Source organism: Flagellimonas alvinocaridis (assembly GCF_965248585.1).
GTDB lineage: Bacteria > Bacteroidota > Bacteroidia > Flavobacteriales > Flavobacteriaceae > Flagellimonas > Flagellimonas alvinocaridis.
This window is the reverse complement of record NZ_OZ252111.1, coordinates 3,120,516-3,143,273: the sequence shown is the minus strand read 5'-3', so window position 1 is coordinate 3,143,273 and position 22,758 is coordinate 3,120,516. Positions and strand designations below refer to the sequence as shown.

The 22,758-nt window shown below is 42.8% G+C and carries 22 protein-coding genes; 14 read left to right on the top strand and 8 right to left on the bottom strand.

Translation table 11 applies throughout. The annotated features are described in order from the left end of the window. Positions 1-14 precede the first annotated feature (14 nt). The 3 genes from ACP14V_RS14115 to ACP14V_RS14105 form a co-directional block, all read right to left on the bottom strand. Positions 15-950 carry a pyridoxal-phosphate dependent enzyme gene (locus ACP14V_RS14115; protein ID WP_272608642.1) on the bottom strand — a complete coding sequence of 312 codons (936 nt, stop codon included), beginning with the start codon at positions 948-950 and terminating at the stop codon, positions 15-17. A gap of 49 nt (positions 951-999) precedes the next feature. Then, complete coding sequence (locus ACP14V_RS14110) at positions 1,000-1,905, bottom strand: universal stress protein (protein ID WP_272608641.1); 906 nt, start codon at positions 1,903-1,905, stop codon at positions 1,000-1,002. Between the two features lie 78 nt (positions 1,906-1,983). Further along, complete coding sequence (locus tag ACP14V_RS14105; protein ID WP_136566632.1) at positions 1,984-2,673, bottom strand: Crp/Fnr family transcriptional regulator; 690 nt, start codon at positions 2,671-2,673, stop codon at positions 1,984-1,986. Positions 2,674-2,794: 121 nt separating this feature from the next. Between ACP14V_RS14105 and ACP14V_RS14100 the strand changes: the two genes are divergently transcribed. From ACP14V_RS14100 to ACP14V_RS14060, 9 genes are all read left to right on the top strand, one after another. Continuing rightward, the gene (locus tag ACP14V_RS14100; RefSeq protein ID WP_272608640.1) at positions 2,795-5,167 is read left to right on the top strand and encodes a heavy metal translocating P-type ATPase; all 2,373 of its coding nucleotides are present in this window, start codon (positions 2,795-2,797) and stop codon (positions 5,165-5,167) included. Between the two features lie 71 nt (positions 5,168-5,238). Further along, positions 5,239-5,448 carry a cbb3-type cytochrome oxidase assembly protein CcoS gene (ccoS, locus tag ACP14V_RS14095; RefSeq protein ID WP_272608639.1) on the top strand — a complete coding sequence of 70 codons (210 nt, stop codon included), beginning with the start codon at positions 5,239-5,241 and terminating at the stop codon, positions 5,446-5,448. Between the two features lie 2 nt (positions 5,449-5,450). Then, complete coding sequence (ccoN, locus tag ACP14V_RS14090; RefSeq protein WP_272608638.1) at positions 5,451-7,631, top strand: cytochrome-c oxidase, cbb3-type subunit I; 2,181 nt, start codon at positions 5,451-5,453, stop codon at positions 7,629-7,631. Between the two features lie 121 nt (positions 7,632-7,752). Continuing rightward, on the top strand, positions 7,753-7,941 hold the full coding sequence (locus tag ACP14V_RS14085; protein ID WP_136566636.1) for a CcoQ/FixQ family Cbb3-type cytochrome c oxidase assembly chaperone: 189 nt from the start codon (positions 7,753-7,755) through the stop codon (positions 7,939-7,941). Positions 7,942-7,945: 4 nt separating this feature from the next. Next, a complete protein-coding gene (locus ACP14V_RS14080) occupies positions 7,946-8,902 on the top strand; it encodes a cbb3-type cytochrome c oxidase N-terminal domain-containing protein (protein ID WP_272608637.1) in 957 nt (318 codons plus the stop codon). 49 nt (positions 8,903-8,951) lie between these two features. Beyond that, positions 8,952-10,361 carry a cytochrome c oxidase accessory protein CcoG gene (gene ccoG, locus ACP14V_RS14075; RefSeq protein ID WP_272608636.1) on the top strand — a complete coding sequence of 470 codons (1,410 nt, stop codon included), beginning with the start codon at positions 8,952-8,954 and terminating at the stop codon, positions 10,359-10,361. A 50-nt stretch (positions 10,362-10,411) separates the two neighbouring features. Continuing rightward, the gene (locus tag ACP14V_RS14070; protein WP_136566641.1) at positions 10,412-10,858 is read left to right on the top strand and encodes a FixH family protein; all 447 of its coding nucleotides are present in this window, start codon (positions 10,412-10,414) and stop codon (positions 10,856-10,858) included. Between the two features lie 3 nt (positions 10,859-10,861). Beyond that, positions 10,862-11,572 (top strand): sulfite exporter TauE/SafE family protein, encoded by a 711-nt coding sequence (locus ACP14V_RS14065; RefSeq protein ID WP_272608635.1) that lies wholly within the window; start codon positions 10,862-10,864, stop codon positions 11,570-11,572. Between the two features lie 75 nt (positions 11,573-11,647). Beyond that, complete coding sequence (locus ACP14V_RS14060; RefSeq protein WP_136566643.1) at positions 11,648-12,916, top strand: acetyl-CoA hydrolase/transferase family protein; 1,269 nt, start codon at positions 11,648-11,650, stop codon at positions 12,914-12,916. Between the two features lie 90 nt (positions 12,917-13,006). On the opposite strand, the gene ACP14V_RS14055 is transcribed toward ACP14V_RS14060, so the two are convergent. Together ACP14V_RS14055 and hemN are read right to left on the bottom strand one after the other, a co-directional pair. Then, complete coding sequence (locus tag ACP14V_RS14055) at positions 13,007-13,828, bottom strand: universal stress protein (protein ID WP_272608634.1); 822 nt, start codon at positions 13,826-13,828, stop codon at positions 13,007-13,009. 16 nt (positions 13,829-13,844) lie between these two features. Beyond that, positions 13,845-15,203: an oxygen-independent coproporphyrinogen III oxidase gene (hemN, locus tag ACP14V_RS14050; RefSeq protein WP_272608633.1), complete on the bottom strand. Its 1,359-nt coding sequence runs from the start codon at positions 15,201-15,203 to the stop codon at positions 13,845-13,847. 165 nt (positions 15,204-15,368) lie between these two features. Here hemN and ACP14V_RS14045 point away from each other — a divergent pair, with 165 nt between their 5' ends. The 4 genes from ACP14V_RS14045 (at position 15,369) to ACP14V_RS14030 (ending at position 18,604) form a co-directional block, all read left to right on the top strand. Next, positions 15,369-16,160, top strand: a complete 792-nt coding sequence (locus ACP14V_RS14045) for a universal stress protein (protein ID WP_136566646.1) — start codon at positions 15,369-15,371, stop codon at positions 16,158-16,160. A gap of 89 nt (positions 16,161-16,249) precedes the next feature. After that, positions 16,250-17,557: an ATP-dependent 6-phosphofructokinase gene (locus ACP14V_RS14040; protein WP_272608632.1), complete on the top strand. Its 1,308-nt coding sequence runs from the start codon at positions 16,250-16,252 to the stop codon at positions 17,555-17,557. Positions 17,558-17,631: 74 nt separating this feature from the next. Continuing rightward, positions 17,632-17,931, top strand: coding sequence for an HPF/RaiA family ribosome-associated protein (locus ACP14V_RS14035; protein WP_272608631.1), 300 nt, complete (start codon positions 17,632-17,634; stop codon positions 17,929-17,931). Between the two features lie 43 nt (positions 17,932-17,974). Continuing rightward, on the top strand, positions 17,975-18,604 hold the full coding sequence (locus ACP14V_RS14030) for a hypothetical protein (RefSeq protein WP_272608630.1): 630 nt from the start codon (positions 17,975-17,977) through the stop codon (positions 18,602-18,604). Here ACP14V_RS14030 and ACP14V_RS14025 read toward each other — a convergent pair. From ACP14V_RS14025 to ACP14V_RS14015, 3 genes are all read right to left on the bottom strand, one after another. Then, the gene (locus ACP14V_RS14025) at positions 18,601-18,747 is read right to left on the bottom strand and encodes a hypothetical protein (RefSeq protein WP_161594410.1); all 147 of its coding nucleotides are present in this window, start codon (positions 18,745-18,747) and stop codon (positions 18,601-18,603) included. The genes ACP14V_RS14030 and ACP14V_RS14025 overlap by 4 nt on opposite strands. 104 nt (positions 18,748-18,851) lie before the next feature. Then, positions 18,852-20,243 carry a sugar porter family MFS transporter gene (locus ACP14V_RS14020; RefSeq protein WP_409557916.1) on the bottom strand — a complete coding sequence of 464 codons (1,392 nt, stop codon included), beginning with the start codon at positions 20,241-20,243 and terminating at the stop codon, positions 18,852-18,854. 34 nt (positions 20,244-20,277) lie between these two features. After that, on the bottom strand, positions 20,278-21,423 hold the full coding sequence (locus tag ACP14V_RS14015; protein WP_313791635.1) for a 3-deoxy-D-manno-octulosonic acid transferase: 1,146 nt from the start codon (positions 21,421-21,423) through the stop codon (positions 20,278-20,280). A gap of 178 nt (positions 21,424-21,601) precedes the next feature. Between ACP14V_RS14015 and ACP14V_RS14010 the strand changes: the two genes are divergently transcribed. Further along, the gene (locus ACP14V_RS14010; protein ID WP_272608629.1) at positions 21,602-22,756 is read left to right on the top strand and encodes a DegT/DnrJ/EryC1/StrS family aminotransferase; all 1,155 of its coding nucleotides are present in this window, start codon (positions 21,602-21,604) and stop codon (positions 22,754-22,756) included. Positions 22,757-22,758: the final 2 nt, after the last annotated feature.

Here is a 22,758-nt window from a genome sequence, read left to right as displayed (position 1 = left end):
TTAGCGGCTTTTGCTTAAAAGGGTAAATTATTTACATCCACATTTCCACCTGAAACAATAACCCCTATTTTTTTGCCTTTAAACTGAAGCTTTTTAGAAAAAATTGCAGCCAAAGCGACAGCGCTTGAGGGTTCACAGACAATTTTCAACCGTTCCCAAATCATCCGCATGGCCTCAATGATCTCATCCTCTGTGACCCGGATAATTTGGCTCACATAGTTTTGAATAATGGGAAAGTTACGGTCACCTAAGTGGGTTTTTAGCCCATCCGCAATGGTGTTTGTGGTGCTATTGGTTTCAATTGTGCCACTTTGCAAGGATCGGTAAGCATCGTCCACTTCTAGGGGCTCTCCACCTATTACTTGACAGGAATTTCCAAAATAATGTGCGGCCAGGGCGGTTCCGGCAATCAATCCGCCACCGCCTACGGGAGCAACAACATAATCAAGGTTGGGATAGACTTCCAATAGCTCTTTGCAGGCAGTTCCCTGTCCCAAAATCACATTGTCATCGTTGGAAGGATGTATGAAAGTTGCACCATGTTCGTCTTCTATCATTTTTGCTTGTCTTTCCCTTGCCTCTAGGGTTGGGTCGCATTCAACAACGATACCGCCATAGCCCTTCACGGCATTTTTTTTTACCTGTGGTGCATTTTTGGGCATCACAATAAAAGCTTTCACACCTAGACCTTGTGCGGCCAAAGAAAGTGCTTGGGCAAAGTTTCCCGAAGAATGTGTAACCACCCCCCTTTGCTGCAATGCTTTGGGTAGTTGCATAATGGCATTGGCAGCCCCACGCATTTTAAAGGCGCCCATTTTTTGGAAGTTCTCGCACTTAAAAAAAACGGAGGCACCTACCATCTGGTCAATAAGGTGGGAGGTAAGCACGGGGGTGTTGTGGATATAGGGTTTTATCCGTTCATGGCATTCAATAAGTTGGTGCTTATCCATTCAATTGCTTTGGTGTACAATGGCATAAAGATAGCGACCCCGAATCAATTTATGATGATGGAAAGGAATGTTCCCATGTTTTGGCTTTGATAGTTGTTCCCTCCATGCCTATTTCGGGAATGACCAATAGCGGAATCTGTGTGTGAAAGGCGGTTTTCTTAACTATGGGCTCTCTGGTCATTTTCTCCATTTGGCTATGCTGATAGTTGAGCATTGCCAATAAATGAATATCGAGCTCCTTAGAGAATATTTCCAAAGTTTTTGAAACAGAATGAAGTTCGGATACAGTATGAATGTAGTGCTCAACATCCTTTAAATATCTGCGTAGCATGTTCAAATTGAACTGCTGGAGTTCCGATAAGGCCTTGATGGTGTATTGTACATGAACGATTCGAATAGTGGCTTGGAACATTCTGGCCATTTCCAATAAAGGGGCAAGTTCCGAAGTGGTGTAGAATCGGTTAAAATCGGTAGCAAATGCAATTTCGGTTGGTGACACAAAATTAAAATGGCGCGGTATTGCCAAAATGGGGCATTTTTTTATACTCTTTATAATTCGTACGGTATTGCTTCCCATGAAAACTTCTTCAATACCGGAGGCTCCCTTGGTTCCTGTAATCACCAAATCGATATTGAATGTGTCCACAATCTCTTTTACCTCTTCAGAGAGTAAGTTAAAGGAGCTGATGGTTTCAAATTGATGATAGGGATTGTTAAACTGTTTTTGGATGCGTTCCACAGTTTTTTGCAGCCCCAATTCGGAAGAATCACGAACCGCATCAACGATACGCTCCCCATCCACCATTTTGGCCATAAACCTACTACTTGGAATTATGGGGGTGTACGTATTCAACAAATAAAAAGTGCACTGCTTATTGCAGAACAGCTGCATGGCGTATGTTATGGCATTCCATGCATTTTCCGAAAAATCCGTAGGTATTAGAATCCTTTGCATCTGGGCAGCTTTTATATAAGGTAAAATTAAGCGTGCAACCCAGGGGATACTATGATAAATATCAGGTTTTAGGAGATGCTAAAAACCTTCGACCATCTCCAATAGTTTTTTTTCGTCTTTGATGCCGATTTTTTTTCCCGAGGTGTGGATAAGACCTTTTTTCTTGAATTCGGAAATAATCCGGATGGCCGATTCCGTAGCGGTGCCAACCACATTTGAAATATCTTCCCGGGAAAGGGTCAAGGCCAAAAAGCCATCTTTGTCCTCGCCAAAATTCTTTTTCAGATACAAAAAGGCCTCGGCAATGCGTTGCTTTACGGTTTTTTGGGAAATGTTGACGATTACATCATCGGCCTCTTTTAAATCATGGGCCATGTGGCGAAGCACTTCCAAGGTAAAGTCTGGGTTTTTCTGAAGAGTATGGGTAATACTCTCTTTGGGAATAAAGCAAACCTCCATATCGCTTACGGCAATGGCACTAAGATTGGTGCTCTCCTCGGCAATCACGGAACGTTGTCCAATGACCTCACCTTTCGAGGCTAATTTTACAATCTGATCTTTGCCGTTGGCACTAAGTTTGGAGAGTTTGGAAACCCCGCTACGAACACAATAAACCCCATTGAGTTTATCACCTTCCCCAAAGATGGATTCTCCCTTTTTTAGAACTTTGGTGGTTTTGGAATCTGAAACTTGTTTTAACTCCTCCTTGCTCATGGCACGCAAGGAATTGAATTGTCTTACAATACAATTTTCACATCTACTTTCCATACCGTTGACTGATTTACCTGACTTATCAAATTTACGGCTTATAATTAAACCAATAACTGATAAATATCATATTTTTAAGAGGAAGAGTATTACAAATTTGCACTAGGTAAAGCAAATGTAAATGGCAAACACAACCTGTTATCATTGTGGGGATGAATGTGGGAAGAACGGGGTGCAGTTTGATGAAAAGGAATTTTGTTGCAATGGTTGCAAGACCGTGTACGAAATATTCTCATCAAATGGCCTTACAGCATTCTATGAGATAGAAGCAAAAGCAGGGACCACACCCAATGAACTGCGTGGTAAATACGATTTTCTGGACAATCAGGAAATTGTAGAACAGTTGGTGGAGTTCAATGAAGAGGGAGTGCAGGTGGTGGGTTTAATGATTCCTTCAATTCACTGTAGCTCCTGTATATGGGTGTTGGAAAACTTGAACCGTCTACATTCGGCGATTACAGTCTCCCAAGTTGACTTTCCCAAGAAAACCATTAGGGTTACCTATAAAACGGAAGAATTTTCTTTAAAGACCTTGGTGTTGCTATTGGGAAGCATTGGGTACGAACCCAATATATCCTTGGAAACCTTGGAAGGGAAGAAGAATGTGGTAGACAGGTCGCTCATATACAAATTGGGCGTTGCCGGATTTGCCTTTGGCAATGTAATGCTGCTTTCCTTTCCCGAATATTTTGAGGTGGAGGAGTTTTGGTTGGATCAATACAAAGGCGTGTTCCGTTGGTTAATGTTCGCCTTCTCCCTGCCTGTGGTTTTTTATGCTGCGCAAGACTACTTTGTTTCGGCTTACAAGGGATTGCGTTCCAGGCTTTTAAATATAGATGTGCCCATTGCCTTGGGGGTTCTCGTGCTTTTTCTGCGAAGTACCGTGGATGTAGCCTTGGATTTGGGTTCAGGATTCTTTGATAGTCTTACCGGGCTTGTTTTCTTCCTATTGCTTGGAAAGTTTTTTCAGCAAAAAACCTATGCGTATCTTTCCTTTGAGCGCGATTACAAATCCTATTTTCCCATTGCGGTCACCCGATTGGATTCCAATGGAAATGAAGAGAACATCCAAATACATAAAATACAGAAAGGTGATCGGATTTTGGTTCGCAGTCAGGAAATCATACCAGTGGACTGTATCTTGATCAAGGGAACTGCCGAGGTTGACTATAGTTTTGTGACGGGAGAATCCCAAGCAGTTTTTAAGGAGTCTGGAGAAAAACTTTTTGCTGGGGGAAAACAGCAATCGGGGGTTTTGGAAGTTGAAGTCCTAAAATCCGTTTCACAAAGCTACCTTACCCAATTGTGGGGGAATACGGTTTTTTCCAAAGATAAGGCCAGTCAATTCCAAACACTCACCGATAGCATTGGCAAACGTTTTACCGTGGCTGTGCTTACCATTGCTTTTCTGGCAACAGCTTTTTGGTTGTTCCATGATTCCAGTATGGCGCTCAACGTCTTCACAGCAGTATTGATTATTGCCTGTCCTTGTGCCATCGCCTTGGCGGCCCCATTTACATTGGGGAATATGCTTCGCATATTTGGAAGACATAAATTTTACCTCAAGAACACGAATGCCATTGAGCGTTTGGCCCAAATAGACATGGCCATTTTTGATAAGACCGGTACTTTGACCACCAATCAACAAGAGACTATCCTGTATGAAGGTGTGGAATTGACAGACGATGAGACCGCTCTTCTTAAGACCACACTTAGAGCATCCAATCACCCTTTGAGCCGTTCGTTGTACGACATTCTTAAATCCAACGCGATAATGACCTTGGATGAATTCCAGGAACATACCGGCAAGGGTATCGAGGGGAAAGTAAACCAACACTCCATGAAAGTGGGTTCGGCCACCTATGTTGGGAAAGAAGCATCCTCGGAATTAACCCATACTGCTGTCTATGTTAGTTCAGATGAAGATGTAAAAGGTCGTTTTGTGTTCAAGAACACCTATCGGGAAGGTGTAAAGGAACTTTTTGATGAATTGGGCACTCAATATAAAGTGGGAATATTGTCCGGAGACAATGATGGAGAGCAAAAACAACTGGAAAAGATACTTCCACCCCAAGCCCATATGCTGTTCAACCAAAAGCCAGAAGATAAATTGGAGTATATAGAAAAAGCACAAGAATCCCACAATGTGCTCATGGTCGGGGATGGGTTGAATGATGCCGGGGCATTGGCCCAGAGCAATGTAGGAGTGGCCGTGTCGGAGAATGTCAACGTGTTTTCTCCCGCCTGTGATGGTATTTTGGATGCATCCAACTTCACCAAGTTGCCTGCTTTTTTGCAATTGTCCAAGAAATCCATGCAGGTCATTAAATTGAGTTTCATGCTCTCGTTGTGCTACAATGTCGTGGGACTCTACTTTGCTGTAACAGGTCAATTACAGCCCGTGATAGCTGCCATTTTGATGCCGTTGAGTTCCGTAAGCATTGTGGCTTTTACCACGGTATGCACAAATTTGTTGGGAAAGAAATTAAAATAATAGGAAAGCTGATATATGTCATTTTTTGAGGAAGATCACCATAGTAGTTTTACATCTAAATTCAGTAAGGTATGAGTGTTATTTATGTTTTGTTGGCCATAAGCATCTCTGTGGCCCTTTGCTTTTTTGCCGCTTTTGTGTTTTCGGTAAAAAAAGGGCAGTATGATGATGTATACACCCCTTCGGTAAGAATGCTCTTTGAAGATGAGCTTCGCAAGGATTCGGACAAACACGCTCACAATAAAGAAAAAATCAAACAAACAGAAAGTACAAACCAATAAATATGGAAATTCAACAGTTTCGCTACGATAACAAAATCGTTCAAAAATTCTTGTACGCCACCATGCTTTGGGGTGTGGTGGGTATGCTGGTCGGGCTTTTATTGGCCTTTATGTTTTTATTCCCCAATCTCACGGATGGTGTTTCTTGGCTAAGTTTTGGGCGTTTACGCCCCTTGCATACCAATGCCGTAATTTTCGCCTTTGTGGGGAACGCCATTTTTGCAGGGGTTTATTATTCCACCCAACGATTGCTAAAAGCACGGATGTTCAGTGATGCGCTCAGCAATATAAATTTCTGGGGCTGGCAGCTAATCATTGTTGCGGCCGCCATTACACTTCCATTGGGATATACCACATCAAAGGAATATGCCGAATTGGAATGGCCCATTGACTTGGCCATTGCCGTGGTTTGGGTGGTCTTTGGATGGAACCTGATAGGCACGATCCTAAAACGTAGACAACGGCACCTGTATGTGGCCATCTGGTTCTACTTGGCCACTTTCGTTACGGTTGCGGTGTTACATATTTTCAATAGTTTGGAACTACCTGTATCTGCATTGAAGAGTTACTCCGTTTATGCTGGGGTACAGGATGCTTTGGTGCAGTGGTGGTACGGACACAATGCGGTGGCCTTTTTCTTGACTACGCCCTTCTTGGGATTGATGTACTACTTTGTACCCAAAGCGGCCAATAGACCCATCTATTCTTATCGATTGTCCATAGTGCACTTTTGGTCGTTGATATTCATTTATATCTGGGCTGGGCCTCACCACTTATTGTACTCGTCTTTGCCCGACTGGGCCCAAAACCTCGGTGTAGTATTTTCTGTAATGTTGATTGCGCCTTCTTGGGGAGGTATGATCAATGGCCTGTTGACATTGCGGGGTGTTTGGGACAAAGTACGAACCGATGCCACTTTAAAATTTATGGTTGTGGCCATTACTGGATATGGTATGGCAACATTTGAAGGTCCCATGCTTTCCCTAAAAAATGTGAACGCGATTGCCCACTTCAGTGATTGGATCATTGCACACGTACACGTTGGAGCATTGGCATGGAACGGGTTCCTGACCTTTGGTATGATCTATTGGTTGGTTCCTAAAATGTTCAAGACCACACTGTATTCCAAAGGATTGGCCAACTTTCACTTTTGGATAGGCACGTTGGGGATTGTACTCTATGCGCTGCCCATGTATGTGGCCGGATTTACGCAAGCTTTGATGTGGAAAGAATTTAATCCGGATGGGACATTGGTATACGGAAACTTCTTGGAGACCGTAACCCAGATTATCCCAATGTATTGGATGAGGGCCATAGGAGGTAGCCTCTTTATTTTGGGAATGTTCGTGATGATATACAATGTTGTGGTAACCATTAAGTCCGGTAGCCGTGTTGAGGATGAGTTGGCCGAGGCCCCTGCCTTGGAACGAGTGTCCAAAAAACGTGTGGCCGGGGAAACCTTCCACAATTGGTTGGAAAGAAAACCCGTTCAATTGACCATTTTGGCCACCATTGCCATTTTGATCGGGGGTATCGTACAGATTGTACCGACCATTTTGGTAAAATCAAACATCCCCACCATTACCAGTGTAAAACCATACACCCCATTGGAGCTTGAGGGGCGTGACCTTTACATTCGTGAAGGATGTGTGGGCTGCCATTCCCAGATGGTAAGACCATTCAGGAGCGAGGTGGAGCGCTATGGAGAATATGCAAAGGCAGGTGAGTTTGTGTACGATCACCCTTTCCTATGGGGTAGTAAACGTACAGGACCCGATTTGCTTCGCGTTGGAGGTAAATATTCAGACAATTGGCATTTGAACCATATGTTGGATCCGCAGAGTACTTCCGCAGGTTCCATCATGCCAGCCTATCAATGGTTGGTTAAAAATGAGCATGACCGTAGTGGTGTTGAAGCCAAGATGGAGGCGATGGTAAAATTGGGCGTGCCCTATACCGAAGAAGATATCGCCAACGCACAACAATCCATGGCAGAACAAGCAGAGCAAATAGAAAAGAACTTATATGCCGATCCAGAGTTTGTAAAGACCTATGAAGCCGATAAAAAATACGCTCAGGAAAATGGAGATGACTTCGTAGAGATGAGAGACCGTGAGATTGTGTCGCTAATAGCCTACCTACAACGTTTGGGTACGGATATCAAGATTAAAGAAACGGAATAACTGTTATCAGAAAATAAAGAGTAAAAAGAAATCATGAATCAAGAGTAAAGAAGCAAGACCAAAATTAAAATGACTTTAAAGTCTTACATCTTGATTCTTGTCTCTAAAATCTAACATAACCATGTTGAAATTTGTAAAGAACCATATGGAAACTATAGAAGGGGTGGCCAACTACCCTATGGTTTCCCTCTTGATCTTCTTCCTGTTTTTTGTTCTTCTTTTTTGGTGGGTATTTACTGCCTCCAAGGAACACATAAAAGAGATGGGGGAACTGCCATTGGACCATAATGATCAACAAAACAAACTATAATACTATGAGCACAAAAACACCCTGGTGGATACGCGTACCCGTACTATTCTTCTTAATCTTCGGATTAATGGAATACTTTGTAGACTCTGGCGACAAACCTGCCATCATCGAATATCCCATAACGCAGGTTTTTATGCTATTGGTGTTGATGATTCTCATTGCCATAGAACTTATCCTAAGTTCCATTGAAAACATCATGTTCCAGACCCTTTCCGAAGAAGGTAAGGAAAGGTACTTGGCCACCAAGAACAAAAAAATGGAGTGGACATGGGTCAATAACCTCATGAAGCGCCTTACAAGGACCAAATCCATAGAGCGTGAAGAAGAAATCATCATGGATCATAATTATGATGGCATCCGAGAATTGGACAATGTCTTGCCGCCGTGGTGGGTCTACCTTTTCTATGCTACCATTGTTTTTGGAGTGGTGTATTTGGTACGCTTTCATGTTATTGGGGAGTATACCCAAGCCGAAGAATACGAACAAGAAGTGGCTGCAGCCAAAATAGAGATTGAAGAGTACAAAAAAACCGCAAAGGATTTGGTGGATGCCAGTACTGTTGAATTGTTGACCGATGCCGCAGACCTAAGTGCAGGAGAGAAGATTTTTACCACTAGCTGTGTAGTTTGCCACATGGCAGATGGTGGTGGTGGAATTGGACCCAACCTAACTGATGAATATTGGATTTTGGGTGGGGGAATCAAAAATGTGTTCAATACCATTTCCGAAGGAGGACGTGATGGTAAAGGGATGGTGGCATGGAAACAAAGCTTTAAGCCCGCCGAGATTGCCCAAGTATCTAGTTATGTGATAAGCTTGGGAGGAACCACACCTGCCAATCCAAAAGCACCCGAAGGAGATATTTGGGTAGATCCAAATGCACCCGAACCTGCACAGGCTACACCGGATACCCAACCAGCAGAGCAGGTTTCAGATTCTACCGATGTGGTAATGGAGTAAGAACAGGATCTAGAAAACAATAGGTTTTCACCAAACAAAAAAGAGGGCAATGGAGGAGAATTTTAGGGATTCCATAGGAACGATTACTGAAGAAGGTAAACGGGCGTGGGTTTTTCCAAAAAAACCAAGTGGGCGTTTTTATGACTATCGCAAGTACGTTAGTTATGCATTACTGGCCTTTTTGGTGGCAGCTCCCTTTATAAAGATAAACGGACACCAGTTTTTAATGTTCAATGTAGTGGAACGGCGTTTCAATATTTTTGGACTCCCGTTTTGGCCCCAAGACTTTCATCTTGTGGTGGTCTCCATGATCATTGGAGTGGTCTTTATTGCATTGTTCACCGTGGCCTATGGCCGTATTTTTTGCGGATGGATGTGCCCCCAGACTATCTTTTTGGAAATGGTCTTTCGGAGGATTGAATACTGGATTGATGGAGACCGTGGAGCCCAGATGCGATTGGATAAATCGCCATGGAATGGCAAGAAAATTAGAAAACGGGTATTAAAGTGGACCATCTTCTTTATCATCTCTTTTTTGATTGCCAATGTCTTTTTGGCCTATTTGATTGGTAGTGATAGGCTGATTCAGTATATCACCGAAGGCCCAACGGCCCATTTGGGAACCATGGTGCCCTTGTTGATTTTCACCGCAGTGTTCTACTTTATTTTTGCCTGGTTCCGGGAACAAGTTTGCATTATTGCATGCCCATACGGACGGCTTCAAGGGGTGTTGTTGGATAATAAATCCATAGTGGTAGCCTATGACCACAAGCGGGGTGAAGGAGAGAATGGACGTAAAAAGTTCAGAAAAAATGAAGATAGGGATGCATTGGGCCATGGCGACTGTATTGATTGTTTTCAATGTGTGAATGTATGCCCCACAGGAATAGACATCCGAAATGGTACCCAGTTGGAATGTGTCAACTGCACCGCCTGTATTGATGAGTGCGATCACATCATGGATAGTATCAACAAACCTAAAGGTTTGATCAGATACGCTAGTGAAGATGAGATACTCAATAAGAACAAGTTTAAGTTCACAGCGAGAATGAAAGGGTATACGGCCGTTCTTGCCGTGCTGATCGGTATATTGATCGGTATGTTGTTCTTACGCAATGAGGTTGAGGCAAACATCCTACGTTTGCCTGGGCAGTTGTACGAACGTAAGGAGAACAACATCATCAGTAATGTGTATACCTACAAATTGGTGAACAAGACCACGAAGGATATAGAAAATGTATCCTTTAAACTAATGTCGCACAGGGGAACCATAAAAATGGTGTCCCAAGATACCTTCAAGGTGCCGGCAGAAGAACTCACCGAAGGAACATTGTTTGTAGAGATCAATGCTTCGGAGTTAACGGGCGACAAGGATAAATTGAAGATTGCGGTCTATAGCGGTGACGAAGTGATTGAAACCACAACGACTCAGTTTTTGGGCCCAAGAAGTTATAATTAGGAGTTGAACGAAGGTCTGGATGTTTGCCGGACCCAACAAAAAGAAAAGCAATGAAGATCAATTGGGGAACGGGAATAGTGTTGGCTTTTATAGGGTTTATAACCTTTATTCTATATTTTGTATTTCGAATGAGTACAGATGATAGGGCCAACCATGATTTGGTTACGGAAGATTACTATAAAAAAGAACTGACCTATCAACAAAACTTGGATGCTTCCAATACGGCCCGTGATATGGATGCCGTACTTCGAATTGAGAAATCTTCGGAAGGGGTGACCATCTTTTTTCCGGAACAGTTCGACCCTCAAAAAATATCAGGAAGAGTGTCCCTATACAGACCGTCCAACAAGCGCTTGGATACTGACTTTCCCATAAGTTTGTCCAAAACACATTTGCTCATACCTGACAATAGCTTGGTGGGCGGTCGCTGGGACATTACCGTAGATTGGCAGTACGAGGGGAATACTTTTTTTCATAAACAGAAACTCGTGTATTAAGTTATGTTGTCATCAGCATTGGTTCTTGGGTTGTTTGGTAGTCTGCACTGTTTGGGCATGTGCGGTCCCATTGCCTTTATGTTACCGGTGGATCAGCAGAACAACGTAAAAAAAATAGGTCAGCTTTCCCTTTACCATGCAGGGAGACTCATGGCTTATGGAATAATAGGAATGCTTTTTGGCTTTTTGGGTAAAGGCTTGTCCCTTTTTGGGATGCAGCAAAAATTGTCCATTGCCATAGGCGCCATCATGATTTTACTGGTTCTGATTCCTGGGAAGTATCTCAATGGGCATAAGTTTTTAAGACCGATTTATACAATTTTGGGCAGGGTGAAATCGAAACTTGGGGCTGAGCTCAAGAAAAAGACGCCGGATGCTTTTTTGACCATTGGGTTTCTGAATGGATTTCTGCCATGCGGATTGGTATATATGGCCGTATTGGGTGCCATTGCCTTGGCTGGCCCAGTTCAGGGAGGACTTTACATGATTTTGTTTGGATTGGGGACAGTGCCTTTGATGAGTCTAGTGGTCTTTTCAAAAACATGGATGGGGAACTCGTTCAAATTTCGTGTGCAAAAACTGATTCCCGTTTTTGTAGTGCTCATTGGTCTTCTTTTTATCATCCGAGGGCTTGGATTGGGTATTCCCTATCTTTCACCCAAACCTGTGCCCACCAACTTGGCTTCGGCCACCATAGAGTGCCATCAACCTTAAATCCGTTGAATATTTAAAACATAAGAATTCGATGGGGTGCAGCGGATTGTTGTGCCCACCATATAAATCTGTGACATGAAGATAACATCAGCTGAAGAAGCAGTACAAATTGTGCAATCTGGAAACAGGGTTTTTTTTCAAGGTGCGGCCATGACTCCCAATGTGCTTATTGATGCGCTTTGCGATCGGCATATAGAGCTATCGGATGTAGAAATTGTGTCCATCCATACCGAAGGCGAGGCTCGGTATACCCAGGCACCCTGTAATGAAAGCTTTCGGTTGAACAGTTTGTTCGTAGGTGGAAACGTTCGCCAATTTGTAAATGGCTTCAAAGGGGACTATGTCCCTATTTTCCTTAGTGAGATCCATTTATTGTTCCGCAGAAAGATTATTGATTTAGATGTGGCGTTCATTCAGGTTTCACCACCTGATAAACACGGATATTGTTCATTGGGGGTATCGGTGGATGTAACTCTTCCCGCCATAGAAATGGCAAAAAAGGTAGTGGCGCAGATCAACCCAAGAGTGCCAAGAACCCATGGAGATGGTATTATCCACATCAATCAAATAGATCATGCCATTGAAGTGAACCAACCCATACATGAACATGGACAAACGGAAATATCCCAACTGGAACTTCAAATAGGAGGCCATGTGGCTTCTTTGATTGAAGATGGGGCTACCCTACAAATGGGCATAGGCAATATCCCCAATGCCGTATTGTCCAAATTGGGAAATCACAAACGATTGGGAATCCATACTGAAATGTTTTCGGATGGGGTGCTGCCTTTAATAGAACAAGGTGTTGTAACAGGAGAGGATAAAAAGGTGAAACAGGGAAAGGTGGTAAGTTGCTTTGCTGTGGGATCAAGAAAACTGTACGACTTTATTGATGACAATCCGCTGTGCCACTTTAAAGAAGCGGCGTATACCAACGACACTGCCGTCATTAGAAAGAACCCCAAAGTAACGGCCATCAACAGTGCCATTGAGATTGATATCACCGGACAGGTGTGTGCGGATACCATTGGAAGCAGGCAGTTCTCTGGAGTTGGCGGACAAATGGACTTTATTCGGGGGGCATCACTTTCTGAAGGAGGGAAGCCTATCTTTGCCATGTCTTCGGCCACCAACAAAGGTGTTTCCAAGATTGTTCCCTATTTGAAGCAAGGGGCGGGAGTAACCACTACCCGGGCCCACGTGCATTATGTCGCCACGGAGCACGGGGTGGTAGACCTCTACGGGAAAAATCTTCAACAAAGGGCTCGGGCCTTGATTTCAATTGCGCATCCAGACCATAGGGAAGTTCTTGAAAAAGCGGCCCATGAACGGTTTAATGGGTGATTTTGGGACATCATGAAAAAAGGGGAGACCGATTTTACCGACCTCCCCTTTTTGGCTTGCATTAAACCAATCAAAAAAAATGCAACCCAATTAAATTTTAAAAGTCATTACGGGTACTTTGGAATGGTTGGCAATGTCCTCGCCAATACTGCCCATAAAGAAATGGGAAAGTCCTCTTCTTCCGTGGGTGGGTATTCCAATAAGGTCCGCAGCAACTTTCTCACTGTAATTAAGAACGCCTTTTTCAACCGTATAGTCATTATGGATTTCTACCTGAATTCCCAAATTGGCATCTTTTAGAAATTTGGTGATTTTGGCGTATGCATCGTCTGTGCTTAGGAATTCATCCCCTGGGGTGTTCACATAAACCAAGAGTAATTCCGATTTTAGCAATTTGGCCATGTCCGCGGCTTTTTGCACGGCGGGAATGCTCTCTTTGGCAAAATCACAAGCAAAAACGAATCGCTCGGGAGTAAATTCCTTCGCATCTCCTTTGATTACAAGTACGGGTACGTTTGAGGTTCTCACCACCCTTTCGGTATTGGAGCCAATAAAGATTTCCTCTAACCCGTCCGTACCATGAGACCCCATTACAACTAGGTCTACATTATGTTTTTCAGCTACTTCATTCACTTCACTGAAAACTTTGTAATGTTTGATTACCGGAATAATTTTAACACCCGTTAAATAGGGTTTATCCAAGAAATCTGCGAACCTTTTTTCCCCTATTTTGATCAAATGGACGACCTGTTCCTGTGAAATATAGCCAGATTCACTCATTAGGGCTGGCGACAGTTCCAACATGTGCAGGACGAGTAACTCTGCATCATTTTTCTTTGCGAGGGAGGCCGCCACTTTTAAGGCTCGTTCGGATTGTTTTGAAAAATCGATGGGTACGATTATGCTTTTCATTTTTTTCATGTTTAGGTTAAACGGTCATGGAAAATATTCGGGTATCGGGCTGTTTTCGATGTAACTTTACATCAAAGGCCATGCTGATGTTCCGTATAAAGGGTCTTCCCTTTGGCGTTACTTTGATGTGGTTTTTTCCGATTTCAATGAGTCCATCGGATTCCATTTCGGAAAGGTTTCCGATGATTTTTTGAAAATCGACCACCTCTTCTTCCTTCTTGTCCCATGAGGTTTCAAACTGACACATCAGGTTAAGAATGTGTTGTCTAACAATTTGATCTTCTTGAGTTAGGATATGTCCCCTAAAAATAGGAATAAGTCCGTGTGATACCAAATGTTGATATTCCTCAACGCTCTTTACATTTTGGGCAAATCCATACCAACTGTCGCTAATGCTTGATGCTCCTAAACCTATCAGAAGTTTGGTCTTGGAGGGTGTGTAGCCCATAAAGTTTCGGTGCAGGGTGCCATTATTGAGTGCGGTGTACAAATTATCGGTAGGAAGTGCAAAATGATCCATGCCCACATCTTTGTATCCGAATTCGGTAAGCATTCTTTTGCCCATTTCATATTGTGCTTTTTTCTCCACGGACGAAGGAAGGTCGGTTTCTTTATAACCTCGTTGTCCATTGCCTTTTAACCATGGAACATGGGCGTAACTGTAAAAGGCGATCCTGTCGGGTTGAAGGGCTTTGGTCTTTGTTAGGGTTTCCTCCACATGGGAACAATCTTGGAAAGGTAGGCCATAGATAATATCATGTCCAACCGATGTGTACCCAATTTCCCTGGCCCAGTCCGTCACATTTTTTACATTTTCAAAAGGCTGTTTTCTGTTGATGGCCCTTTGTACCGTTAAGTTGTAGTCTTGCACACCGTAGCAGACCCTTCTGAACCCTACATCAAAAAGGGCCTGCAAATGTGCCTTTGTTGTATTGTTGGGATGCCCTTCAAAACTGAATTGGGCATCTTCTGCCTTTTTTGCCAATCTAAGAATGCCATTAACTAGCATGGTCAGGTGTTCTGGAGAGAAGAAAGTAGGAGTGCCTCCACCTAAATGAAGTTCCTTTAATATTGGTTTTTTGCCAAGAAGCTCAGTGTACAATCGCCACTCCTCTATTACCGATTTTATATAGGGTAATTCTACCTCATGTCGTTTGGTAATACGTTTATGGCATCCGCAAAAGGTGCAAAGACTTTCGCAGAAGGGCAAATGTATATATAGGCTGATGCCTTCTTCTGGGTTTTCCTGAAACGCTTTTAGTACGGTTGATTTCCATTTCTTGCCAGAGAAGTTCTCCAAATCCCAATAAGGAACCGTGGGGTAACTGGTATATCTGGGTCCAGGAACGTTATACTTTTGAACTAATTCACACATAGCTGCATACCTTTGGATTATAGGTCAAAATTAGACGCGCAGCTTGGTATAAAATATGATAAATGTCAGTCTGGGCGAAATCCTTACATGACAACTATCATGTTTTGGTTAACTTATCTGGTCTATTTTTGATATGAAGGTTTTAAAACACTTAATTTTTTTGGTATGAGCAGCATAAAAAAAATATTGATTCCTTTTGATTTTTCTGAAGCTTCAGTGAACGCATTGGAATATGTGATCAACTTTGTGGGGCCAGATCGTTCCATTGCCATTTTGGCGATGTATGTAGGAGCAATGCCCATTAGCACCTCAGAGGAAGAGTCTTTGAAAGAAGATTTCTCAAATGTGGTAAAGTCAATAGACAAGAAATTAAAATTGCCCCCCGAATTCCAGACGGCTACCGGTAAGATGACCAGCACAATTTTATCGGCCCAATCCGAGAACAATGCAGACCTGATCATGATGGGGACCATGGGGGATAAAATTACGGATGAGGCCATAACCAACACCTCAAGACTTGTTCTGGATGCCAAGTGTCCGGTAATTTCGATTCCTTATGGTTGTCGCATCAAGGAGCCTAAGGACATTGCTTTGGTCATGGGCGGAGAGAAAATTGACGATAAGAAGGTTTTGGAGACTTTATTGGATGTGGCGCGTACTTTTAATTCAAGGGTACATGTGCTGACTATCTACAAAGAATCCATCTATGATGAAGAATCTGTTGCGGAAAGCACCGAGGATTCTTTGGAATACTACTTGGAGCATTTCTATTTGGAGCATACGTTCAATAAGAATCAAGATGTAGAGGAGGGAATTTTCAACTACATCAATGAAAAACAGATTGACTTATTGGCCATCTTGCCCAGAAACCATGCGCAAAACAGTACACCCTCTGAAGGTCGTTTAACAAAACTGTTAACGTTGCATTCGGAAATTCCTGTTCTTGCTTTAGATTGATGATTTTTGTTGCTATTGCTCCTTTTCATGGTAACTTTGGAGAGAGGGGTAATGGCAACAAAATTTTACCTCTAAAACATAGAGAGCAAATGAGTGAATTTCGGATAGCAAGTTTAGGCCACCCCCAATATAAATCACCCCTGAAGCTAAGTACCGTTAAGGGTGATAATATCTTCGATTTTATAAACGATTCCGATAGATTGGTCTTTGACCTATCCATAGACCAGTACCATCACTGTCTTAAGACAGGGGAGGAGCCATCGTGTTTGGAAAAGGCAGGCCCCAGACAGAACATCTTTTTTGATTCCAAGCATACAACAGCGGCCATTGTTACTTGTGGAGGTTTGTGCCCGGGCATCAATAATGTAATTCGTGGTGTGGTCATGGGACTCCATTATTTTTATGGGCTCAAAAAAATACTGGGTGTACCCTATGGATATGAGGGTCTGAATCCGGATAAAGGGCATGGGTTTGTAGAACTTACCCCGGACAAGGTAAAGGACATTCACCAGTTTGGAGGTACATTTTTGGGGTCCTCACGAGGTGGCCAGGACGTTTCGGTAATGGTAGATACGCTTGAGGCCAACCAGATAGATATGTTATTTGCCATTGGTGGCGACGGTACGCTTAAGGGAGTTGATGCCATAGGCGAAGAAATCCAAAAGCGAAATGCCAAGATCAGTGTAGTGGGCATTCCCAAGACCATTGACAATGATATCGACCTTATTGATGAATCTTTTGGGTTTGAAACCGCATTTGATGTGGCCAGCCCTATTCTACGTGATGCCCACAATGAAGCTACAGGGGCTTTCAACGGAGTTTCCATTGTAAAACTTATGGGGAGGGATAGTGGTTTTATTACTGCTTCTGCCGCTTTGGCCATGCCTGTTGTAAACTTTGTGCTGGTTCCTGAAATGGATTTTGACTTGGAAGGAGAAAAAGGATTCCTGAAAGCGTTGGAACAACGCCTGAAACAGAAAAAACATGCCGTAATTGTTGTGGCGGAAGGGGCTGGGCAGCATCTGTTCCAAAAGAAAAGTGGTGTTAAGGATGCGTCGGGCAATGTGAAGCATCAGGACATTGGAATATTTTTAAAGGAACGCATAGCTGAACATTTCAAGGACGCTTCGATAACCATAAAATATATAGACCCCAGTTACATTATAAGAAGTGCTCCGGCAAATTCCAGCGATAGTGTTTATTGCAGTAGGTTGGCATATCATGCAGTCCACGGGGCTATGGCAGGGAAGACCAGATTTGTGAGCAGCAAGGTCAATAACAAGTTTGTCTATGTGCCTATAGCCGAGGTGACCAAAAAAAGGAAGAAAATAGACATGGAGGGAGAGTTTTGGTTCTCGGTACTTCAAAGTACCGGCCAACCCTTTTCATGGCGATGATTCATCAAGCTGACATTTGTCATTTAATTTTCTAGTTTCACTCCATAGCTTTGGAGAAAATCAAAATAAGAATCATGGAAGTACAAATTCAATATTTAAAAATGAAGACCAGCGAATCATTGAATCAAATTTTAATGAAAAAGTTGGACGGGTTGGAGCATAAGTACAATTGGTTGATCAAAGCCAATGTGCTCTTTAAAATGGAGAACGATAAAGCTGGAGAGGGGAAAATATGCGAAATAGAACTGAGTGCTCCCGGACCTAGACTTTTTGCCAAGTCCAAAACGGACGATTTTGAAAAATCCTTGGCAGAAACCATTGAGGAATTGCAGAGACAGCTGGAAAAAAGACAGGGTAAGTTTGTATCCCATTAAATAGAATCAGATCTTTGTTGGGCATGGGCCTAAATCAACTCCAATGAAATTAAAACTGATAGTTCTTGGTATTTTAGTTTTTTCCAGTTGCTCCACGGCAAAGTTGGTGAGCACTTGGAAGAATCCTGACATTGTTCTTTTTGATGCGTACAAGGTATTGGTGGTGGGTATGGCCAAGGATGAAGCCGTACAAATGGATTTTGAGAGCAAACTGGTCAAGAAGTTAGAGGAAAAAGGAGTGGAAGCCATGCGCAGTATAGATCTTTTTGATGTGGATTTTACATCATCGCAAAAGTCGGAAGAAGAACTGTCAGAAGTTGAACAACAATTGTTGGATAAAGATTTCGACGCTATTTTGTTTACCAAGATTGTTGGGGCGGATAGCAAGCGAACCCTCAAGGAAAGAATAAACAACATTGATAGGATGTTCATGCGTTTCAACGCAGATTACTTGGAGCATCAGGATATTTATTACGACCCCGAATATTACGATTCATTCAATATTTACCATCTAGAAACCTCTCTGTACTGTATATGTGTTGGTAAAGAACGGGAACTGATATGGAGAGGCAATATAGATATGACGGAGTCTCCTAACGTAGATAAGGCTGTAGATACCTACATTAAACTGATCACGGGCGAAATGGAAAAGCAGGATATCATTTTTTATTAACCCATGCCTAAGGCGTCCAGTACGCCAAGAACATCCAATAAAATACAAACAGGGATCGCAATCAAAATAATTACCAAGACAAAGACCATGAATCGCAAGAAAGCGACCATGAGCTTGTTGCCAAAAGAGATTTCATCAGTCATAATAGTGTAATTTACTCCAATGTAAGGAATTAATCACGTATTTGCCACCCTAAATTGATCCATATTCGATTAACGGACAGGTTTTCCTCATGTGCCGTACCCTATCAATGTTCGTCACCCTTTTTTCTGCTGAGCAATTTACCAAGTTCCTCCAAACTAACACCTTTGGTCTCGGGCATCATAAAAACGACCCAGAACAACTGCAGTAACATCATAAAAGCGAAGAAGATAAAAATGGGCCAAGGATTATCCTTGAAAATTCCAATTTCTGCATCCAGAAACGTTGGGGTCAATAGGGTAATGAGCGCGGCAAACACCCAATGTGTTCCAGTTCCCCATGATTGACCGTAGGACCGTACTTTGTTAGGGAATATTTCTGAAATGAAAACCCATATCACAGCTCCCTGACCTATGGCATGTGATGCAATGAAAATGAGAATAAAAATGAGCAACAATACAGAACCTGCATTGGAATAAAAGCACCACGCTACCATGGATAGACTTATGATATACCCAAAAGAACCAATGTACATTAATTGTTTGCGGCCCAATTTGTCTATCAAAGAAATCCCAACAAACGTGAAAATAAGATTAATGATGCCTATGGAGATAGAGCTAAAAAGTGATTCGCCGGAAGCCAGACCTGCCCGCTCCAGTATTTCAGGGGCGTAGTACAATACAAAATTTATTCCCGAAAGTTGGTTGAAGGCCGCAATCAGAAAGGCTAAAATAAGGGGTCTGTTGTACTTGCCGGAGAAGAGCTTGTCCTTTTGCTTGTGAGCCGTTTCCTGAAGGGCCAGTTTTATTTCTGATAACTGCACAACTGCCTGATCTTGTCCTATCCCCAATAAGGTCAAGGAACGGATGACAATGGTTTCTTCATGGTTTTTGAGCAAAAGCCATCTGGGGCTATGTGGAATCTTCAGGACCATAAGGGTATAAATGAGTGCAGGCAATGCCTCAATGCCCAGCATCCAGCGCCATGCTACACCCTCTTTAAATATGGCCCCGATCAGAAAATTGGATACAAAGGCAACCAAGATGCCAAAGACAATATTAAACTGGTACAGAGCAGTAAGCCTGCCACGATTTTCCGCCGTTGAGATTTCGGAGATATAAACCGGTGCCGCTACAGATGAGATTCCAACCCCGACCCCACCAATAAATCGGAAGAATGAAAAACTGTACGCTTCCGGTGCCAATGCTGAACCCAAGGCAGAAATAAAGTAAAGCGCTCCTACCCAGAGCAAGGTTTTTTTTCGGCCCAGTCTATCGCATGGGATACCTCCCAAAAGAGAGCCCATTACCGTACCCCAAAGCGCCATGGACATAATAAATATGCCATGAAAGGTGAAAATGGAATCTCCCAAAAACCAATTAGTGTTCCAAAGATCTTTAATGGGTTGGTTAGCCCCGGAAATGACCACAGTGTCAAATCCAAATAGAAAACCCGCCAAAGCGGCGGTCAAAGAAATCCTGAAAATACGCTTATCCATGGAGGTCAGTTTTGTTAAAACTAACCAAAATATTTTAAAGTAAATGGGCTATATGCTGCATAATCAAAGGAGTGGCCCCAACGTTTTGTAAAATGTATGTAGCGTTGATTTTTCCTGTTTTTTCCAAAAAATCAGCATCGGTTATCAGTTGATCTAATGCAAGGGCAAATTCTTTTGAAGTGGAAATAGGAATGATTCCCTTAAGTTCCACCAAATCCTCGGCCTCTTTGAACCCTTTGAAATGGGGGCCAATCAATACGGGTATGCCATACACTGCGGGTTCCAAGGTATTGTGCAGTCCTGTGGCAAACCCTCCACCTACATAGGCCACTTGGGCATAACTATAAATTTGGGTGAGAAGGCCAATGGTGTCAATAATCAAAACGTCATAATCTGATAGGGGATCGTTGCCCATGTTGGAATAGCAGATGGTCTTTCTTGAAATGGAGCCCATCAGTCGTTCAATATGTTCGGGTTTAATTTTGTGCGGGGCAAGTACAAATTTCAAATCATGATCGGAAGAATTGATATAGTCCACCAGTATCTTCTCATCTTCCGGCCAAGTGCTGCCGGCCACAAAGCAGGGTTGGGTTCCTTTAAATTGTTCCATAAAATCGAGACGGTTGTCTCGTTTCAAAATTTCATGAACCCTATCAAATCGGGTATCCCCACTTAGGGTGGTATTGGTAAAACCAATGGAGGCCAACAAGGTTTTTGAGGTCTCGTTTTGAACAAAGAAGTGGGAAAAACTCTTTAGACTGTTTCGCATAAATCCACCAAACGGCTTAAAAAAGATTTGGCGATTGGAGAAAATGGCCGATATCAATATGGTTGGTACATTTCTTTGTTTGAGTTGATGCAGGTAGTTGGGCCAAATTTCATATTTAACGAAAATGGCCAGTGAGGGATTCACCAAATCCAGAAACCGGGATGTATTGGAATGGGTGTCCATGGGAAGATATACCACCACATCAGCAGCTGAGGTGTTCTTTTTTACTTCATAGCCCGATGGGGAAAAAAAGGAAAGTACCAATTTATGGTCGGGGTACTGCAGGCGCAATTGTTCCAAAAGGGGGAGCCCTTGTTCAAACTCTCCCAGTGATGCTACATGCATCCAAATGGATTTGGTGCCTCTTGGGATGGCTGTCTGCACTAATTCGAAGGTTTTTTTTCGCCCCATGACAAAGAGCTTCATTTTGGGCTGAAATAGCGCAATGACCTTCAAGACATGCCATGAAAGATGCATTAGAATGTTGTAAACAAGGCGTAGGACCATCATATTCCGCTAAAATACATTCTTTCGGGAATAGGACATTATGGGATCTTTATTTCTTAATTTTGAGCCATAACTTATCAGCATGAAAAAAATACAGATGGTAGACCTCAAAGGCCAGTATGAAGGCATTAAAAATGAGGTAAACGATTCCATAGCCGAAATCTTGGATTCCTCGGCATTTATCAATGGCCCGCACGTACATGCCTTTCAGAAGGAGTTGGAGGAATATTTGGACGTAAAACACGTAATACCCTGTGCCAACGGTACAGATGCCCTGCAGATTTGCATGATGGGGCTGGGATTGCAACCCGGTGATGAGGTAATTACGGCCGATTTTACCTTTGCGGCCACGGTGGAGGTTATTGCGCTTTTGAACCTGACCCCTGTTTTGGTGGATGTGGAGCCAGATACCTTTAACATTGATATAAAGGCAGTTGAAAAAGCCATTACGCCAAAGACCAAGGCCATTGTTCCGGTTCATTTATTTGGGCAATGTGCCCATATGGATGCTCTCATGGACTTGGCCAAGAAGCATGATTTGTATGTGATTGAGGATAATGCCCAAGCCATTGGGGCCACATATACTTCCGCCAATGGGAAAAAACAAAAGGCAGGGACCATAGGCCATGTTGCGTCAACCTCTTTTTTTCCTTCAAAAAATTTAGGATGCTATGGGGATGGAGGTGCCATATTCACCAATAATGATGATTTGGCCCATATAATAAGAGGGATGGTCAACCATGGCATGTATGAACGGTATTATCATGATGTGGTTGGTGTCAATTCACGATTGGATTCCATTCAGGCGGCGGTGCTGCGCGCCAAACTTCCAAAGTTGGATATGTACAATCAAAAAAGATGGGAGGCTGCCTCTAAATACTCCAAGGCTTTTGAAGGGCAGGAGCACATAGTTGTCCCTAGGATCGTATGTGCTTGTGGCGAGAGCCAAAATAGTTGTGACTGTCATGTTTTCCATCAGTATACGTTACGAATCTTGAATGGCAAAAGAGATGGCTTGGTGCAATATTTAAATAGTAATTCCGTTCCATGTGGAGTGTATTATCCAGTTCCCTTGCACAAGCAAAAAGCTTATGCGGATGCACGATATAATGAAGCTGATTTTCCAGTAACCAATCGGTTGGTGGAGGAAGTGATATCACTTCCCATGCACACTGAATTGGATGATGAGCAGATTCAGTTTATAACCAGTTTGGTTATTGATTTCGTAAACCAATAAAC

Bases quoted from the DNA above. Each gene is read 5' to 3' on its own strand.
- ACP14V_RS14115 (WP_272608642.1), bottom strand. From the start codon at position 950: ATGGATAAGCACCAACTTATTGAATGCCATGAACGGATAAAACCCTAT.
- ACP14V_RS14110 (WP_272608641.1), bottom strand. From the start codon at position 1,905: ATGCAAAGGATTCTAATACCTACGGATTTTTCGGAAAATGCATGGAAT.
- ACP14V_RS14105 (WP_136566632.1), bottom strand. From the start codon at position 2,673: ATGGAAAGTAGATGTGAAAATTGTATTGTAAGACAATTCAATTCCTTG.
- ACP14V_RS14100 (WP_272608640.1), top strand. From the start codon at position 2,795: ATGGCAAACACAACCTGTTATCATTGTGGGGATGAATGTGGGAAGAAC.
- ccoS (WP_272608639.1), top strand. From the start codon at position 5,239: ATGAGTGTTATTTATGTTTTGTTGGCCATAAGCATCTCTGTGGCCCTT.
- ccoN (WP_272608638.1), top strand. From the start codon at position 5,451: ATGGAAATTCAACAGTTTCGCTACGATAACAAAATCGTTCAAAAATTC.
- ACP14V_RS14085 (WP_136566636.1), top strand. From the start codon at position 7,753: ATGTTGAAATTTGTAAAGAACCATATGGAAACTATAGAAGGGGTGGCC.
- ACP14V_RS14080 (WP_272608637.1), top strand. From the start codon at position 7,946: ATGAGCACAAAAACACCCTGGTGGATACGCGTACCCGTACTATTCTTC.
- ccoG (WP_272608636.1), top strand. From the start codon at position 8,952: ATGGAGGAGAATTTTAGGGATTCCATAGGAACGATTACTGAAGAAGGT.
- ACP14V_RS14070 (WP_136566641.1), top strand. From the start codon at position 10,412: ATGAAGATCAATTGGGGAACGGGAATAGTGTTGGCTTTTATAGGGTTT.
- ACP14V_RS14065 (WP_272608635.1), top strand. From the start codon at position 10,862: ATGTTGTCATCAGCATTGGTTCTTGGGTTGTTTGGTAGTCTGCACTGT.
- ACP14V_RS14060 (WP_136566643.1), top strand. From the start codon at position 11,648: ATGAAGATAACATCAGCTGAAGAAGCAGTACAAATTGTGCAATCTGGA.
- ACP14V_RS14055 (WP_272608634.1), bottom strand. From the start codon at position 13,828: ATGAAAAGCATAATCGTACCCATCGATTTTTCAAAACAATCCGAACGA.
- hemN (WP_272608633.1), bottom strand. From the start codon at position 15,203: ATGTGTGAATTAGTTCAAAAGTATAACGTTCCTGGACCCAGATATACC.
- ACP14V_RS14045 (WP_136566646.1), top strand. From the start codon at position 15,369: ATGAGCAGCATAAAAAAAATATTGATTCCTTTTGATTTTTCTGAAGCT.
- ACP14V_RS14040 (WP_272608632.1), top strand. From the start codon at position 16,250: ATGAGTGAATTTCGGATAGCAAGTTTAGGCCACCCCCAATATAAATCA.
- ACP14V_RS14035 (WP_272608631.1), top strand. From the start codon at position 17,632: ATGGAAGTACAAATTCAATATTTAAAAATGAAGACCAGCGAATCATTG.
- ACP14V_RS14030 (WP_272608630.1), top strand. From the start codon at position 17,975: ATGAAATTAAAACTGATAGTTCTTGGTATTTTAGTTTTTTCCAGTTGC.
- ACP14V_RS14025 (WP_161594410.1), bottom strand. From the start codon at position 18,747: ATGACTGATGAAATCTCTTTTGGCAACAAGCTCATGGTCGCTTTCTTG.
- ACP14V_RS14020 (WP_409557916.1), bottom strand. From the start codon at position 20,243: ATGGATAAGCGTATTTTCAGGATTTCTTTGACCGCCGCTTTGGCGGGT.
- ACP14V_RS14015 (WP_313791635.1), bottom strand. From the start codon at position 21,423: ATGGGGCGAAAAAAAACCTTCGAATTAGTGCAGACAGCCATCCCAAGA.
- ACP14V_RS14010 (WP_272608629.1), top strand. From the start codon at position 21,602: ATGAAAAAAATACAGATGGTAGACCTCAAAGGCCAGTATGAAGGCATT.